Here is a 15515-nt window from a genome sequence, read left to right as displayed (position 1 = left end):
TTGCGAAAGAATCCAACCTTGGAAATAAAAATCGAGTTTTTTATTTCATATAGTGCTTGCAAATCTTCGAAACGACTCAAGATAAAAGATCAAAAAATAGAAGCAAGGTGTTTGTATGAAATTAGGAATAGCGTTCGTTTTACTGCTGACGACGACTTCACTGTTCGCAGGAAAAATCGGCTCGGACTGCAGTTACGGAGGGAAAAAACTTTATGGCAAGGTGAAGTTCGTAGATTCCTTTCCTGACTTTAAGGTGCAAGTAGTGGAGTCTTTCCCCGATCTGAAAGTGAAGCAAGTCAATTCCTTTCCGAGCGAGTGCGGAAAATGGCAAATTGTCAATTCTTTTCCTGACTTCAAAGTCCAAATCGTAAAGTCTTTCCCCGACTTTAAAATCCAATATGTGAATTCTTTTCCGGGAGTCCGTTAAAGAATGTACAGGGCGATCCCCGACGAATTTTACCCTTGTTTGTCGGGGCCGGGCTTCTCCGGGCTCCGCTGACGCTTCGGTCGTTCCGACCCTTGCCCTCCGCATCCCTATCGCGAAAAAACTTTTTGATAAAAAGAAACATTCTAAAATATCTTTACAACTTTCTTTTTTAAGTATAAACCAAGCAATTCTGCAATAAATTGATTGAGGTTGTCTATGGATACTACTTGGAGCGGGTCTGCCAAAAAACTTTTAGGAAACTGTCTGGCAGTGGGAGTTTTCGTATCTGAAAAAGGGAACGAGTGGGGAGAAGAAGAAAAATCGGAAACATGGGCGAAAGTGGAAGAAGCAATGGCCTGGATTGTTTCCCAAGCATCCGGATACAATGCGGATGTGAATTTCGAATGTTTGTGTCTCAACCCCGATTCCGACACGATCCTCGCCGATTTAAGTGAGACCGGAGCCTCTTCAGGAAGCGAAGAGGCTGCCCATCAAATTGCGGAACAACTGGAATATAAAGATGCAAGCGATATGATGGAACAACTTAAAGAACAATATCCTTCTTATCAAATTCATATTATCTTTTTATTGAACAACGAAAGTATAGCACATCATGAAGACATTCATGTTGGCGGTGAGGGTCAGTCGATTGATGTTTGTTTGATTCATAAAGAGAACGGAATCGTACTCTCTGCAACGATCGCCCATGAATCCTTACATTCATTTGGTGCCATAGATCTTTATCAAAAAGGAGATGAGGAAGGAGATATTAAGACGGCTGAATATGCGTACAAAAAGTTCCCTAATGATATTATGATCGAATGCGAAGATTTGGAAGGTTCCGAAATATCAGAACTCACTGCATTTTATTTAGGATGGCATGGAGATCCCAAACCGTGGTATAAAAAAGCGGTGAATCCTTATTATTTAACGGTATTGAATTTTCTTATGAACAATCATCAATACTACGATGAACAAGGAGAATTGGTGGTTTCCCAAGAAGAGGAGTTACTCCGATATTCTTTTGAAGAAGGGGAATTCATTCGTATCAAACTCAACGACGATGACAATCTGGTTTTATGGAAACAAGTTCCCTCGGGTTCGGAAGATGCATATGAATTTTGGGAAGTAGGAACCGAAGGGGAGTTCTATGTATTGGAAGGAAAAACGGATAAATACAGTATGATGGAAATGCCTATAGATGCAGGAATGAGTTATGTCATCGATAAGTTCGTCGAACCGGAAACGAGGGACGAGTGGTTTGAAATGACAGTTGTAGAGTAGTGATAAGAGTAGTTATGTGGAATGGATGAAAACCAATTTTACGGAACTAGAAAAATAAAAACTATTTTCTTGTCAACTTGAGACAAAATTAAAGTAATATGAAATCTTTCCAGGTCGGGGAACTCAAATCTCAATTTGAAAGAAGGTTTTCATGAAGATCTTTTCGATCGAATGCTTATTTGGCAATGTATCTCTAGAAAACTTACATTCATCTCTAAAGATTCGGAAATAAAGAAATATAAAGTTTCTGGATTGAAAGTTATTTGGTCTTAGTTGTTTCGCTTGAAACTTCTAGTATCGTCATTGATTTAATTTGCTTTTATAGGTTTCGTATTCTTCTTCACTAATGGCGCCTAACCTTTTCAACCAAAGAAACTTGTTTAGCTCGTCAGAAATAGGTTTTTTTTCGTCGATGAGTGTGAAGTTGTCTCTTAAATATTTATTTCTTTGATAGAATATATTCTCAAGGATCATATCGTGCGAATTATCATGCAAAATATAAATCTTTTGTTTTTTTGAATTTAAAACGGTATACTTAATCGCATAGTGTTTGAGCAGTAGACGTAAAGTGAGTGCGCAAATAAATACTATCGGTATAGCTAGGTATGGAACGGTGTCTGTTATCTTCGCATAGAGGAAGACAGTAATACCTGTTAGTGCACCTAATATTGGAGCCGCTTTTTTGTTGATTGCAGTTTGAACCTCATTATCAATGATTGATTTATCATTTTCAATGTCCTCCAAGGGAATGAGGGCATAAGTGTCCTGTCTATTGTCCTTCATCGAATATTCTAAAGAGTCGCTATTAATGGTAAAGGTAATCTTTGTTTTTGCTTTTTCTTGTTTAAAGTTCATAAATTCTTTCTGTCCGTTTTGTTTTAAATGATTGTATTTGTAAGATAATAATCGACTAGGCAGCTTTTAGTTGTAGGAATATAATAAATACATAAAAGTGCATCATGAAAATTACGTATAACTCTAACTAATCGAAGCCTGTGATTCAAGAAAATTTATTCTTATCAGGATAAATTTTTTGATTTTTACACCAAATCTCTCTCAAAATTTAACGAAAGTAAGTCCAAATCATTGTTTGGGTCTGTAGGGAGATCTGGTCGTATAGGATCAGAATTCTAAAGCTCTTCCCCCCAGCGCCACGGATCGACCGAGCGCCCCCGTCGAGGGAGAGCCGGATCGCTTCCTCAATAAAGGATTGATTCCTGAATCCATTGCGAGGCGCCCTAAGGAAAGATGAAAAGTTCTTAAATCGGAGAACTAGAAATGAATCTCGGCTTAGGACTTCCTCATGGCAAGAAGCATCGTAGTGATGGTAGGTTCTTTTTGAAGAGGAATTTTGGCTTCTTCGTTTTGAAACTGTTTGCTCATCGTAAAACAACTGTTCTTCATGACTCGATCTCGGATCCACCATTGGTGAACTGCTGCGCTTCTTTTGTCGAAAGGTTCTGCATCGGGAGCATGTCTTTCTTCGTTCCATTTATCGGGGATTTGGCGGCTTTTTAATTCGTAACCCAATGCGGAGACGAAATTGTCCACTGCATAATAGAGAAGCTGATCGATTCGAATGCATCCGTTTTTGGAGGCAGGAATGTTTTCTCTCACTGCGATTTCCAAAGCGGGGCGATTGAATTTTTTACCTGTCAAAAAATGATAACTTTGAATGGCCCCGGGACAGGTGCCGAAAGGAGTTCTTCTTTCTTCTATTTCGCATCCAATCACGACTTGTTTGGCAAGATCGATTTCCAAAAGCAGGCTGATGTCATGGTATCGGTCGTATATTTTGGATTCGATGAAAGCGCGGGGAGGTATCTGGTCGAATAACCACCAAAAAGAAACGCTCATGTTTCTTTCCAAACCTACGGGTGTGTTTTGGATTTTTTTGCGTATGGACATTATAAAGCTCCGCCGGGAAATACTTTGTTTCGATTCATTAGTTCTAAGGATACGTTGAAAAATGCTTTTGATTTTTCGAAAGAAGGAAGACATAAAACGGGAGTTTGATGGCATTCTCGGTGTTCCGTATACGGTGGGTAGGCGGTGAATATGAAGTCTTTGTTTCCATCCACCCATCTGTAAAAGAATTGATTGTTTTCCACCCAGCCGAAGGCGGCCCCGTATGCGAAGTAAGCGGAAGATTTATCATTGTTCGGTGCGAATAAATTTCTTCCCATTGCGGAGAACAGGGTTTCTTTTCCCACCAAACCCAAAATAGTGGGAAGAACATCCAATTGAGAACTTTGTCTTTCATCCAGTTTGGGTTTGATTTTTCCGGGAGACCAGAAGAGAAGGGGAACATTTCTGTCTTCAAAATAATTCAAATAACGATGATGTGTGTGGTCTGCCACAAAGACGAAAATCGTATTTTTAAAGTAAGGCGACTTCTCCGCTTTGGAGATGAAATCGGAAATCGCCCAATCCGCATAATGATAGGTATTCAGATAGTCGTAATCGGGAACGGACGCATCGAAGATTTCGAATTTTGGATCTGGAACTTTATAAGGGTAATGGGTTGTCATCGTAAGCACGGTTCCCAAAAACGGTTTTCCTTTTCTATGAGAGAGATCCATCTCTTCTTTTAGGATTTCGAAGAGATTCTGATCGTCGTATCCCCAAGCACCGATCTTATATTTGTTTAAGGATTCGATTTCTTTTTTGCCGATTAATTTTTGGAATCCCCAGTGAGGGAGGATCGTTCCCAAACTGTCGAATTGCAGATCATCTCCCGTCACAAAAATGGTTTCATACCCCCATTTTTGAAATATATTTCCCAATCCTGAAAAGTTTCCTAAAACCTGGTGAGTGCGAACCGCTGTTAGGCCGGGTCTGTCCGGAATTCCCGTAAGAATGGAAAGTAGTCCGTTGGAAGTCCTTCCTCCGTTGGCAAAAAAATTCTTAAAGCTATGTCCTTGTTTTGCGATTTTGTTATAAAAAGGTGCGAGTTCTTTTCCGTTTACCTTTCCATCCGTAATAGGCCAAACGAATTTTCCTGTCCATGATTCTTGTAAAACCAAAACGATATTAGGCGGTATTCCCGGATTTGTTTCCTTTTGTTTTCTGAGAATCGGATAGTCCGGATGGTTGATAAACTCGGCTCCTTCGTAATCGATTTCTTTTTTAACGATGGAGGCTGCTTCGTTTAAGTCCATTCGAAGGGATTCAGGGATCGATTGACTTTTAAAATCCATGATCGTCGTATAAATCCCGTTCAACGGAATGTTGTTGATCAGAGTATCGTTCGTATGGATGGCGTTGCTTGCACGTAAGGGGGTTTCTTGAACCCCTCCTCGAACAAGAATCCCTACGATCAGAAAGGAAAGAAGAAGGCGTAAGGAAGAGGAGAGCAGGGATTTTTGTTTGTTCTCTTTGGGAAATAAGTTCTTTCCGTAGAAATAGGGAGCTGCTGCAAAAAAACAGAGAATTGCTGCGGAAGTAAGTCCTGCGGCGATCGGATTCTCTTGAAAGGCGGATTTGATAAGGATGGGAAGGTCTCCCAAAAACACGACTGCTTCGTAACCTATATGTTTATTTGCATTTTCGTAATATAATAAATCACCGGAAAGATGGCCTATACACCAGGCGAATATAGGCAGAGGAGGAAAGGACCATATAAAACGAAAGAACGAAAAACGATTGAGATATGGTATTTGGGAAAGGATGTAACAAACTCCCAAAAGCATTCCTATTGTGGCCAAGTCGAAACGAATTCCGATTAAGAACGATTGTAAAATGGAAGTTAAATGAAGTTCCTGGATTCTGTAGGAATAGATGGAGAAAAACAAGATGCGAAAGATTGTGAATAAGGCCAGAAAAGAGACGCCGTAAAAGAAAAACAATCGATCGGATTCCGATAGATTTTCCCGAAATTTTTTCATTCCCATCCACAAGAAGGCAAAAAACCTACGGGTCAACTCGCTTCCAAACATGGTTGATTTATTTTCTTAGATACTGGAGTCTGATTCTACTCATGCCTTCCATCAAAAAAATTCTAATCGCAAATCGAGGGGAAATTGCTGTTCGAGTGATTCGAACGGCGAAACGTCTGGGAATCAAAACTGTAGCGGTCTATTCGGATGCGGACAAGGACAGTTTGTATGTACGTCTTGCGGATGAAGCATTTTGGATCGGTCCTCCCGAACCCAGACTTTCTTATTTGGATCAGGATAAAATCCTACAAGCCTGCGAAGAGACAAAAGCGGATGCAGTGCATCCCGGTTACGGATTTCTTTCCGAGAATGCGGAGTTTGCCGAAAAATTGAAATCCAAAGGAATTCATTTCCTAGGTCCTAAACCCGATTCCATCCGAGCGATGGGAGATAAAATCGGTTCACGTCTGTTAGTTGCCAAGTTCGGAGTTCCCGTAGTTCCAGGATATGAAGGCAACGATCAATCTATGGAAAAGTTCCAGTCGGAAGCTAAAAAAATAGGTTTTCCCATCATGGCCAAAGCGAGTGCGGGAGGAGGGGGAAAAGGTATGAGAAGAGTCGACTCTTTCGAAGAGTTGGAATCTTCCATTTTATCCGCCAAAAGAGAAGCACTTTCCGCTTTCGGAGACGATCGAATCCTTCTGGAAAAATACATTCTCAATCCTAGACACGTCGAGTTTCAAGTGTTTGGTGATCAGCACGGAAACGTGATCCATCTTCATGAGAGAGATTGTTCTTTGCAGAGAAGGCACCAAAAGGTAGTGGAAGAAACTCCTGCCCCTCGTTTTTCTAAGGAACTTAAGGCGAAGATGGCCGAAGCTGCAGTACAAGCGGCGAAGTCCGTTCAATACGAAGGGGCCGGAACCGTAGAATTCATATTAGGTGAAAGTGGCGAGTTTTATTTTCTGGAAATGAACACTCGTCTTCAGGTGGAACATCCTGTCACGGAAATGACGACCGGTTTGGATCTTGTGGAACTTCAGATCCGAGTGGCTGAAGGAGAAAAACTCCCTTCCGCACCGGAACAAAAAGGACATGCCATCGAAGTCCGTATCTATGCGGAAGATCCTTCCAATCATTTTCTTCCTTCCATCGGGAAGATACATTCTGCACGTTTTCCGGAAGGAGAAGGAATTCGAGTCGATTCAGGGATTGTTTCCGGTTCCGAAATATCATTATATTATGATCCTATGATCGCTAAACTCATCGTTTGGGCGCCCACACGTTCGGAAGCGATCGATAAAATGGTGGAAGCGTTGAAAAACACGATCGTATTCGGTCCCATTACGAACACTGGGTTTCTGAGAAACTTAGTGGATGCGGAAGGGTTTCGGGAAGGTTTGGTTTCCACTCACTTCATTGCAGGAAATGAAAAAGAACTTCTGCATCAAAATATTAGCGCTGAAGAAAAACTTTCTTTTGCCGCTTTCGCTTCTTCTTTAAAAACGGTTTCCGATCCTTGGAAGGAGGCATCCGTATGATCCACCGATTTGAAACGAACGAAGGAGACATCTCTCTGATCGTTTCCGAAAACCAAATCAAAGTCATTCGAAAGAATGCAGTGAACTCCGTATCCATTCCTCCTCTATCTTCCAGGAAAGATTTTTTCCCCGCAGGTGGAGAAATCGAATTTGAAGACGGAAGAAAACTCACCTACCTTCCCGTTGGGAATGAAATCTTTCTTCATCTTTCCGGAGAAACTTGGTCTTTCAAAAGAAAGGAAAGAGAATTGGCACTTGCTACGCAAAACTCTCCCGAAATCAAAAGTCCGATGCCCGGAAAAATCATACAAATGCTGGCAGAAGTAGGGAAAAAGTTCAAGGCGGGAGAAACGATTTTGATCTTAGAAGCCATGAAAATGGAGAATGCAATCAAAGCGCCATTCGATTGTAAAGTGAATGAAATTTTGAAAAAGGCTGGAGAGATCGTCCAGCAGGACGAGCCGATGGTTATATTAGACAAAATTGAGTCAGAAAAAACATAAATTTTTGAATCTATTTGACATTTTTTTGGGAACTATCGATGATTAGCCAGTTTCCAGAACGAATAGGTGTAGAATGTACTCAATTTTTATCAGAAGTAGTGTGTTTCTTCTGTTTATCACATCCCTCTCTCTTTGGGCCCAAGCTACGGACTCACAAGATGCCCCTCGTCCTCGTCCGGCAAATATGCCGTTCGAAGTCGATGAAAAAAAGAGATTAAGCGAGAGGGACATAAAGAATAAAAAAGAAGGCGGTTATTTTACCGGTCTTCCTCTTGTTAACTCCGATCCGAACGTAGGGATCGGTTACGGCGCTAGGGTGATTTACCTCAATAACGGGGAAAGAAACAATCCACTTTTCGAATATACTCCTTATCGCTATCGTATCTTCGCTCAATATTTCAATACGACAAAGAACGCTCCGTACCACTGGTTGAGTATGGATGCTCCGTACATTATGGATACGAAGTGGCGCGTACGTGCGGATTTGGTTTATGAAAGAAATCCGAACTCTCTTTACTTCGGAATCGGTGAAAAAACATTACAGCCGTTATCTTATCTGGAAAGAAACGATCCTACGGGAAGAATGATTCGTAACGCTCCTTTTGCGGACTACGAAGCTAACTTACATTACAGAAGACCGGGAGATGCAGGGATCGGTGAAGCTCCTTACGTAACCGATTCACGTTACAACCGTTATGATATAGAGAACCCTAACTTCAGTTTTTCAGGAGAATATTCATTCTTCGGAGGAAAGGTAAGAACAGTAACCGGTATGCGTTTGTCCAAACAAATCATCCGTACTTACGACGGGAAAACCTATGATGCTAAATTCGGCGGATACGACCAATTGGGAGGTTTCCCTCTCAGTTTCTTAGACACCGATAAAGAAATCGCAACTCCTCACGGAGAAACTAGAGTGAGCCGTGACGAAAGAGACGGAAAGATCAACGGATTTAAAGGTGGTTATACGAATACGATCCGTGCCGGTATCGTGTATGACACTCGTGACTTCGAGCCGGATCCGAACCGAGGTTTATTTTTGGAATACACCCATGAAAGATCTGCGAAAGCGATCGGTTCCAGCTCCGAGTTCAATAAGAACCTGGTTTCCGGAAGAATCTTTATGAGCCCTGTGACTTGGTTCACTCGCAAACCCCCTGAACTATTAGAGAAACTAGTAGTGGCGGCAAGAGCCAGTTTGATTCAAACGAACGGTGACGCTCCTTTTTACGAATACAGAAACATGTGGGGAACGGAAACCAACCAATCCGGGTTAGGCGGTAGAACCACAATCAGAGGTTATAAGCAGGATCGTTTCGTGGGGCAAACCATGGGTTTTGCCAACTTCGAAATCCGTTGGAAGTTCGCTTCCGTAGATATTTGGGGACAACATTTCGATTTCCAATTGGTTCCTTTCTACGATGTGGGACGTGTTTGGGACGAAACCAAGATGGTCAATCTGCAAGGTTACAAACACTCCAGAGGTATCGGATTCAGAATCCCTTGGAACCAAGCGACCATTATCTATGTGGATTATGCAAAATCAAACGAAGACTCCCAAGCCTTTGTAAACTTTAACCATATTTTTTAGGAGAAGAGAAACAATGAAAAATACAAAATATACTCTTGCTCTCGTCTTAGCTGCCTTTTCATTTTTCTGGAATTGTGAAGCCAAACCGGTAGAAGATACTTTCGGTTTGTCTCCCGAAGAAACGAATGTTTTGATTGCGGGACTCATCGCAAACAGAGGTTCCTTGGTGGACAACTACAACGGAACCGTTACTGATTCCGTTGCCGGTTTACAATGGCAAAAATGTTCCTCAGGCCAAGTGTATCGTTTGGCACAAAACGATTGTTTGGGTGCATCCGCAGGAACCGTTTTGAACCCTCACGATCCGTATCGTTACGGTGCGAATCAAGTTGCTTATTGTGATTCCAAAACTCACGCATGTAACACTCTTGCCTATCCGCAAACTGTGACGAATGCATCTCAAGTGGGTATTTCAGGATCCAGTGAATTGTTTGCAGCTTGCAGTCAGTTGGGAAGCAACTGGAGAGTTCCTAATTTGATCGAGTTACAGAGATTAACTGTTACCGGTAGATCGGCAGTGCTTCTTTATTTTCCTTCCACAGTGGAAGGGGAATACTGGTCTTCTTGGGCCAATGAAACCGATATTCCGGGAGAAACGGCATATTCCGTTTCTTTCGATCGTCAGTCTTTCGGAACGGAAAAAAGAACCATCAAAACGGATAGAAATTATGTCCGTTGCATAAGAAATCTTTAATTTTCTTCCTTAGGAACCACGGTCTTCTTTCGAAGGCCGTGACGCTCTTACCACTTTCCTTGTTATGTCAAAAACCCGATTTTTAGGGTGATAAAAATCTTTCTTTTTTTCAAATTTATCGTAATCTAATCCCTAGATCCTCCGAAGTACCAAGTGAGCGGAGTTATGAATTTAACGGGATTACAGAACCACACTGCCCATCTGAAGAATCCTTACCAGGACAACCGCGTGAGCTTTGTCGGCCACGGAAGACTGGAAAGTTCTACGGAAAATTTATCCGCTTTGCATGTCATCGCCCATGAATTGGGTCATGTTCAAGAATTCAAAAACCAAGCCTTCCAAGAAGGAAGCGAAGTTCGTTCCGTTCAAGTCAAAATCAATTATGAGATGAGAGATGGACGTATGGTTGCCGTTAGTGGGGAGACTTCCGCTACCACTCAAAAACGTCCTGAATCCATATCCAAAACCGATCCGAGCTTAGAACCCTATTCCGATGGGAAGTCCTTTAAGGATCTATTTTCCGTTTCCAAAGAAGAGGAAGATAAAAAAGCCAAAGATAAGGATCGTATGAACCCTGTGCAAGCGGTGGAACGGGAAAAGAAAGAAGAGTTGGAATCCAAAATCAAAGACTTGGAGATCAGACTTGAATCCGAAAAACAAAAAGGCAAATCGTCCGTAGGTTCTGATAAAACTAAATCCTTCGAAGAAGACGATAAGGCGAAAGAGATCGCTTCCGAAAAACGCAGACTGGAAGAGGAAGTGAGACTTCTTAAAATGAAGGAGAATCTTCGGGAAACCTTCGATATGCTTTCCGATATCAGAAAACTAATGGTATCTAACGTATTCGGAATGATGCAGGCAGGGAACGAATCCAAATCCGGCAACTTTTTGAATACTCTCATCTAATTATTTCTTCAAATAAGAATCGATCATAGAAGTAGCCACCTTAGGCAAGGACTTGAATAAAGCCGTTTGCTCCGAATAGGTTTGGCTTGCTGCGTAAGCTCCTTCCACTAAAAAACCAAGACCTATCGCAAGAGTTTTATAATCTTTTGCTCCCGTTTCCTTACTCAACCGAGTCAGCTCTTTCAAGAGTTTGGATTTGTTTTCTGCGACCATATTTCTGGCAGGATGTTTTTTATCCGGAAATTCCACTGCGATATTGATGAAAGGACATCCTCTGTACGTTTTGTTCTGTGTTCTCTCAGAGAGATCGATAAAGATCTGGATTAATTGTTTTCGGGCATCTTGCGGGTGTTTGGAGATGCTTTTTTCAAAACGTTCCCAAAAACTTTCGTCCCTTCTTTGCAGATAATGGAGTAAAAGCCCGTCTTTGGATTCGAACTGTCTGTAAAGCGCCATTTTATTTACGCCTGCTTCTTTCACTACGGAATCTACTCCTACAGCTCTGGCTCCTTCCTGATAGAACAATCGATCTACCGCTTCCAAGATTTGTATTTGTGCCGTTTGGCCAGGTGTTTTTTTCATTTTAACTTTCCCGAAATCTCTTTCTTTTTTCTTTACATGTTACAGCTCGGTCACAATTTGGGTTTATTGTTACCGCTTAGTAACAATAGAAACGAAACGGTTCGGTTTTCAAGGAGAAAATATGAGAGTGGTTTCCGGTTGGATCAGTCGTTCTTTCGAAGGGCGTTTTCATTATTCTTGGGTGGCGATAGGAGTCGGCTTTTTTGTCCTGCTCGTCACTGCGGGAACCAGAGCCGCTCCCAGTGTGATGATGGTTCCTTTGGAACTTTCCATGGGATGGGACCGAGCGACGATCTCCATCGCACTTTCCATCAATTTGGCCCTTTTCGGGCTAATGGGCCCTTTTTCCGCAGCGGCGATGGAACGTTTCGGTCTTAGAAAAACGGTTTTATCCGCTTTGTTCGTATTAGGTGTCAGCGTAGCTGTCTCCAGTTGGATGCAGGAGAGCTGGCATATGTGGTTGATTTGGGGATTGATTGTGGGAGGTACCACAGGAGTCACCTCAACCACTCTTGCCGCTACCATAGTCAGCAGATGGTTTCAGGAGAAAAGAGGGCTTGCGATGGGAATTCTCACCGCCAGTTCCGCCACAGGTCAGCTCGTATTTCTTCCGTTACTTGCCACGATTGTGGAAACTTACGGATGGAGGAATGTGATCCTGACGGTGGCTTGTGGTATCTCCGTCGTTTTTCCCTTAGTATATCTATTTTTGCCGGAAAGGCCCGCCTCTTTGGGACTTAGGTTGTATGGGGAACCGAAAGATGCCCCTTTACATTCGGAACAAACCACTCGAAATCCGATCGCAATCGCTTTCGATTCTTTGAGAAAGGCGGTAACTTTCCGAGACTTCTGGCTGCTTTTCATCAGCTTTTTTATCTGCGGAGCTACCACAAACGGATATATCGGCACCCATTTTATCGCCATGTGCGGCGATTACGGATTAGGTGCCGTGGAAGGAGCAGGTATTTTGGCGGTGATGGGCGGATTGGATTTGGTAGGTACCACATTATCCGGCTGGATGTCTGATAAATTTAATAATAGAGTTCTGTTATTTTGGTATTACGGCCTGAGAGGGATCGCTTTGATCTATCTTCCTTTTGCATTTAATATCACGTATTTCGGAATTCCCGTCTTTGCTTTGTTTTATGGTTTGGATTGGATCGCCACAGTACCTCCTACAGTCCGATTGACGAACGATATTTTCGGGAGAAAAGAGGCGCCTATCATATTCGGATGGATCGTGGCGGGCCATCAATTAGGAGCCGCCTTTGCTGCATTATCCGGCGGAGTGTTGCGTTCTTCTTTGGGAACTTACACCGTGTCGACTATGGTGGCTGGAGGATTGTGTTTGATTGCTGCGGTTTTAGTTTTGAGGATTCATCGAATTACGAAACAAGTTGCCGTTTCGTAATTCGGATCGGTAATCATTTAAAAAGGTCGAATCCGGGTTTCTTAGGAGACCCGGTAGATCACCTTACTTAAAATTGTTGATTGATTCGCAGCCGGGAATTTTAACTCCTTCTCCTTTGTTGCCTTGGAACACGTCACAAGAAGCTCCTTCCAAAGCGGTGATACAAGTAGAGATGGAATCCACCATTTCTTGAGTGAGTTCTTTTTTGCTGGTTTCTCTTTCTTTTTTCGCTTCTTCGAATTTTTGAGAGAAGAATGCGACGCAATTTTCTTCCGATTGCATAAAAGGAGGGATCATACTTCTGAATTGAGGAGGAATTTTTTCGAATTGATCCTTAGTGCATCCGATGGTTTTGGCACAGATCGCTTTTTGAAATTTAGGTGCGAGTTCTATCAATTGTTCTTCCGGTGATTTTTTACCGCAATGGACTGCCGCCAAAGAAAGGATCGTAAGGGAAAGAAGTGCGAAACTTTTTTTCATTTTTGAATGTCTCCGTGTGATTTAGGCATTTTAAATTTTATTTTATCCGATGAATATCCATTTTCCTGTTTGGCGACTTTCATATTGTCATTTTATTTCAGTTTTATTTTTTGTTAGGTGATGGTTCGGGAAATCGGAAGATTCGATTCTGTTCCGATGGGGTCTTTCAAAAGATCGTTCCGAAAGAAGAGGGGAGAAGTTCCTGGCTACGAAAATGGTTCGGACGGATAGATACAATCGATGCAAAATCCTTATTTTTTTGCTGATTTCTTTAAAAAGTTATTGAATTTGATTCTTAATCTCAATTAAATAGTTCTTACAGATACTGCAGGAGAGAGTCCATTGGGAAAGGATCATTACAGAGAAATACAGCAGAATCAGGAAGATTTGCCGGCAATGCAAAATCATCCGGAGTCTGTGGCTCCTAGAAAGGGATGTGCTAACCTGAACCCTTGTGCACATTGTAGAGCTAGAGAGTCGGAAGGTCTTTGTAAGAAAAAAACTCAATCGTAGACTTTCCTCAGAATCTGCTTCTTGTTCCTACGTTCTCTAAGGCACTTACTGCTTCATGTAAGTGCCTTTTTTTATAGAATACTTATCTACATAACGCCTGTTTTGCTGAGAATGAACTTTCTGAGTTCGTTGATTCCTTTGCCCGTAGTGGAAGAAACGAAAAATAAAGGGAAAGGATAACCTAATTCGTTCATAACGACTTCCATATCTTTTTGAACTTCGTTTTTTCCTTTTTGATTCAATTTGTCCGCTTTCGTTCGGATCACCACAGGTTGTATTTTTTTCGTGACGGCGGTTTCGATCATCTGCATCTCTTCTTCCGGAAATGTCCTTTGGGCATCACATAGGATGAATAGGAATTTTAAGGAAGAGATACGATTTAAAAACGTTTCGATGAGAGTCATCATCTCTTTGTGTTCTTTCAAAGAGGCTTTCGAATATCCGAAACCCGGTAAATCGACAAGAGAGAATCCATGTTTGGTGGTAAATACGTTGATGAGTTTTGTTTTTCCGGGAGTTTTGGAAACTTTAGCGAGACCTTTGTGATTCGTGATCGCATTGAGAAGGGAGGATTTTCCCGAATTGGACCTTCCTAAAAAACCTAACAACTGTCCTTCGGGAAAATTCGTATCATCCGTGATTTTGGCGATCGAATCGAAAAAGGTAGTTGTAGGAAAATTGACTTCTTCGTGGTATTTGATTGGTTTTTGTTCACTCATAAAAAACGATTCCGATCCAGTGAGGGATAATCTTTCTCTTCTTCCGAATACAATGAAAATAAAATCTGCAAAGGTTCGTTTCCGTTATACAGGATGGGAACATTCTGCCTTAGGAAAAAAGGGATTTTTCTTTCTCTCAGACATTCTGAGATCTCCTTGTTTCCTGTCTTGATTTTAATCTTTTCTCCTTCGGAGGCGGTTCCCAGTCTCAATTGATGATTTGGGTCTTCATATACTTTCGATTTGGCATTCCAATGAATTAGAAATTTCTCATTTTCTCTTTCTGAGGAAGGATGCCGTAGAAGAGGGGAGTTTTGGGAATAAATTTGCAGGTCGCCTAATTTCATTTTGTAAAGAATGTATTGATTCGTTTCCAGATAGGCTTTTTCTCCTTCCGTTTGGCGGAGAAATTCTTCGAAACGGGAACGATCCGTAGGATAAAACCCCATCTCTTTCAGTAAAAGATCCAAAATTTGTTTTTGGGATTGCTTGGTAAGTTGAATCCATGTTTGGTGAGATACGGAAAGGGAAAAGACGGTATTAGGGCGGTTTTGTTTTGAAGATGTTTCTAAAAATCGGTTGGGAAAATCGAAATGATCTTTATCCCAACTGTGGAAATTCCAATACAACTTATGACAATCAATGTTTTCCTTCTTTAAAACCGGCAGAATCTCTTTTCTGATTCGATTCCTCTTATAACGATCGTCCTCATTCGATTCATCTTCAAAGATTGGGTAAAGTTCCGAGATCAAAAAATCGGCTCTTTCTTTTTCTGTATCCGTAAAAAATACCAGAGGTAAAAAACGATTTTGATCTAACGGAGACAATGTCTTGAGAGAAGCGTTTCCTCCTCCTCGAATCAAATGAAGTAGAACCGATTCCAGGTAATCTTCATTATGATGGCCGGTTACGAAAAAACTTTTATGTTCGTAGGAAAGTTTGTTTAAGTGTTTGTAACGTACGATTCGTCCAGTTTCTTCCAAACT

At 41.6% G+C, this 15515-nt stretch carries 15 protein-coding genes and 1 pseudogene; 9 read left to right on the top strand and 7 right to left on the bottom strand.

Annotation, left to right across the window (positions count from 1 at the left end; all coding sequences use genetic code 11):
* Positions 1-115 precede the first annotated feature (115 nt).
* The 3 genes and pseudogenes from EHS15_RS08840 to EHS15_RS19355 form a co-directional block, all read left to right on the top strand.
* A complete protein-coding gene (locus EHS15_RS08840) occupies positions 116-427 on the top strand; it encodes a 7(1) septoil knot domain-containing protein (RefSeq protein WP_135760198.1) in 312 nt (103 codons plus the stop codon).
* A gap of 216 nt (positions 428-643) precedes the next feature.
* Entirely contained in the window at positions 644-1711 is a 1068-nt protein-coding gene (locus EHS15_RS08835; protein ID WP_135760197.1) for a hypothetical protein, read from the top strand.
* Between the two features lie 135 nt (positions 1712-1846).
* Positions 1847-1984: pseudogene (locus EHS15_RS19355) on the top strand (type II toxin-antitoxin system VapC family toxin); the annotation flags it as partial.
* A 27-nt stretch (positions 1985-2011) separates the two neighbouring features.
* Here the strand turns inward: EHS15_RS19355 and EHS15_RS08825 are convergent.
* From EHS15_RS08825 to EHS15_RS08815, 3 genes are all read right to left on the bottom strand, one after another.
* On the bottom strand, positions 2012-2566 hold the full coding sequence (locus EHS15_RS08825; protein WP_135760195.1) for a hypothetical protein: 555 nt from the start codon (positions 2564-2566) through the stop codon (positions 2012-2014).
* A 435-nt stretch (positions 2567-3001) separates the two neighbouring features.
* Positions 3002-3619 (bottom strand): DUF2889 domain-containing protein, encoded by a 618-nt coding sequence (locus EHS15_RS08820; protein WP_167884189.1) that lies wholly within the window; start codon positions 3617-3619, stop codon positions 3002-3004.
* Complete coding sequence (locus EHS15_RS08815) at positions 3619-5598, bottom strand: LTA synthase family protein (protein WP_135760193.1); 1980 nt, start codon at positions 5596-5598, stop codon at positions 3619-3621. The genes EHS15_RS08820 and EHS15_RS08815 overlap by 1 nt, the downstream gene beginning before the upstream one ends.
* A 92-nt stretch (positions 5599-5690) precedes the next feature.
* On the opposite strand from EHS15_RS08815, the gene EHS15_RS08810 reads away from it, so the two are divergent.
* The 5 genes from EHS15_RS08810 to EHS15_RS08790 all read left to right on the top strand — a co-directional run bounded on the left by EHS15_RS08810 (position 5691) and on the right by EHS15_RS08790 (position 10824).
* Positions 5691-7130 (top strand): acetyl-CoA carboxylase biotin carboxylase subunit, encoded by a 1440-nt coding sequence (locus EHS15_RS08810; RefSeq protein ID WP_135760192.1) that lies wholly within the window; start codon positions 5691-5693, stop codon positions 7128-7130.
* The gene (locus tag EHS15_RS08805) at positions 7127-7633 is read left to right on the top strand and encodes an acyl-CoA carboxylase biotin carboxyl carrier protein subunit (protein WP_135760191.1); all 507 of its coding nucleotides are present in this window, start codon (positions 7127-7129) and stop codon (positions 7631-7633) included. The genes EHS15_RS08810 and EHS15_RS08805 overlap by 4 nt, the downstream gene beginning before the upstream one ends.
* A 73-nt stretch (positions 7634-7706) precedes the next feature.
* Complete coding sequence (omp85, locus tag EHS15_RS08800; RefSeq protein ID WP_135760190.1) at positions 7707-9224, top strand: Omp85 family outer membrane protein; 1518 nt, start codon at positions 7707-7709, stop codon at positions 9222-9224.
* Positions 9225-9237: 13 nt separating this feature from the next.
* Entirely contained in the window at positions 9238-9918 is a 681-nt protein-coding gene (gene lsa25, locus EHS15_RS08795) for a surface adhesin Lsa25 (RefSeq protein ID WP_135760189.1), read from the top strand.
* Positions 9919-10083: 165 nt separating this feature from the next.
* Positions 10084-10824, top strand: coding sequence for a hypothetical protein (locus EHS15_RS08790; RefSeq protein ID WP_135760188.1), 741 nt, complete (start codon positions 10084-10086; stop codon positions 10822-10824).
* On the opposite strand, the gene EHS15_RS08785 is transcribed toward EHS15_RS08790, so the two are convergent.
* The gene (locus EHS15_RS08785; protein WP_135760187.1) at positions 10825-11406 is read right to left on the bottom strand and encodes a TetR/AcrR family transcriptional regulator; all 582 of its coding nucleotides are present in this window, start codon (positions 11404-11406) and stop codon (positions 10825-10827) included.
* 121 nt (positions 11407-11527) lie between these two features.
* On the opposite strand from EHS15_RS08785, the gene EHS15_RS08780 reads away from it, so the two are divergent.
* Positions 11528-12817, top strand: a complete 1290-nt coding sequence (locus EHS15_RS08780) for an MFS transporter (RefSeq protein ID WP_135760186.1) — start codon at positions 11528-11530, stop codon at positions 12815-12817.
* Positions 12818-12880: 63 nt separating this feature from the next.
* On the opposite strand, the gene EHS15_RS08775 is transcribed toward EHS15_RS08780, so the two are convergent.
* The 3 genes from EHS15_RS08775 to tilS all read right to left on the bottom strand — a co-directional run bounded on the left by EHS15_RS08775 (position 12881) and on the right by tilS (position 15512).
* Complete coding sequence (locus EHS15_RS08775; RefSeq protein WP_135760185.1) at positions 12881-13297, bottom strand: LA_2478/LA_2722/LA_4182 family protein; 417 nt, start codon at positions 13295-13297, stop codon at positions 12881-12883.
* Between the two features lie 599 nt (positions 13298-13896).
* Positions 13897-14529 carry a ribosome biogenesis GTP-binding protein YihA/YsxC gene (gene yihA, locus EHS15_RS08770; protein WP_135760184.1) on the bottom strand — a complete coding sequence of 211 codons (633 nt, stop codon included), beginning with the start codon at positions 14527-14529 and terminating at the stop codon, positions 13897-13899.
* Positions 14526-15512 (bottom strand): tRNA lysidine(34) synthetase TilS, encoded by a 987-nt coding sequence (gene tilS, locus EHS15_RS19445; protein WP_167884188.1) that lies wholly within the window; start codon positions 15510-15512, stop codon positions 14526-14528. The genes yihA and tilS overlap by 4 nt, the downstream gene beginning before the upstream one ends.
* Between the last annotated feature and the right edge of the window lie 3 nt (positions 15513-15515).

Source organism: Leptospira idonii, assembly GCF_004770995.1.
GTDB lineage: Bacteria > Spirochaetota > Leptospiria > Leptospirales > Leptospiraceae > Leptospira_A > Leptospira_A idonii.
Note: the sequence above shows the minus strand (reverse complement) of the source record. Positions and strands in the feature narration are given on the sequence as shown.

Bases quoted from the DNA above. Each gene is read 5' to 3' on its own strand.
- EHS15_RS08775 (WP_135760185.1), bottom strand. From the start codon at position 13,297: ATGAAAAAAAGTTTCGCACTTCTTTCCCTTACGATCCTTTCTTTGGCG.
- lsa25 (WP_135760189.1), top strand. From the start codon at position 9,238: ATGAAAAATACAAAATATACTCTTGCTCTCGTCTTAGCTGCCTTTTCA.
- EHS15_RS08820 (WP_167884189.1), bottom strand. From the start codon at position 3,619: ATGTCCATACGCAAAAAAATCCAAAACACACCCGTAGGTTTGGAAAGA.
- yihA (WP_135760184.1), bottom strand. From the start codon at position 14,529: ATGAGTGAACAAAAACCAATCAAATACCACGAAGAAGTCAATTTTCCT.
- EHS15_RS08835 (WP_135760197.1), top strand. From the start codon at position 644: ATGGATACTACTTGGAGCGGGTCTGCCAAAAAACTTTTAGGAAACTGT.
- omp85 (WP_135760190.1), top strand. From the start codon at position 7,707: ATGTACTCAATTTTTATCAGAAGTAGTGTGTTTCTTCTGTTTATCACA.
- EHS15_RS08825 (WP_135760195.1), bottom strand. From the start codon at position 2,566: ATGAACTTTAAACAAGAAAAAGCAAAAACAAAGATTACCTTTACCATT.
- EHS15_RS08790 (WP_135760188.1), top strand. From the start codon at position 10,084: ATGAATTTAACGGGATTACAGAACCACACTGCCCATCTGAAGAATCCT.
- EHS15_RS08780 (WP_135760186.1), top strand. From the start codon at position 11,528: ATGAGAGTGGTTTCCGGTTGGATCAGTCGTTCTTTCGAAGGGCGTTTT.
- EHS15_RS08785 (WP_135760187.1), bottom strand. From the start codon at position 11,406: ATGAAAAAAACACCTGGCCAAACGGCACAAATACAAATCTTGGAAGCG.
- EHS15_RS08815 (WP_135760193.1), bottom strand. From the start codon at position 5,598: ATGAAAAAATTTCGGGAAAATCTATCGGAATCCGATCGATTGTTTTTC.
- EHS15_RS08805 (WP_135760191.1), top strand. From the start codon at position 7,127: ATGATCCACCGATTTGAAACGAACGAAGGAGACATCTCTCTGATCGTT.
- EHS15_RS08840 (WP_135760198.1), top strand. From the start codon at position 116: ATGAAATTAGGAATAGCGTTCGTTTTACTGCTGACGACGACTTCACTG.
- EHS15_RS08810 (WP_135760192.1), top strand. From the start codon at position 5,691: ATGCCTTCCATCAAAAAAATTCTAATCGCAAATCGAGGGGAAATTGCT.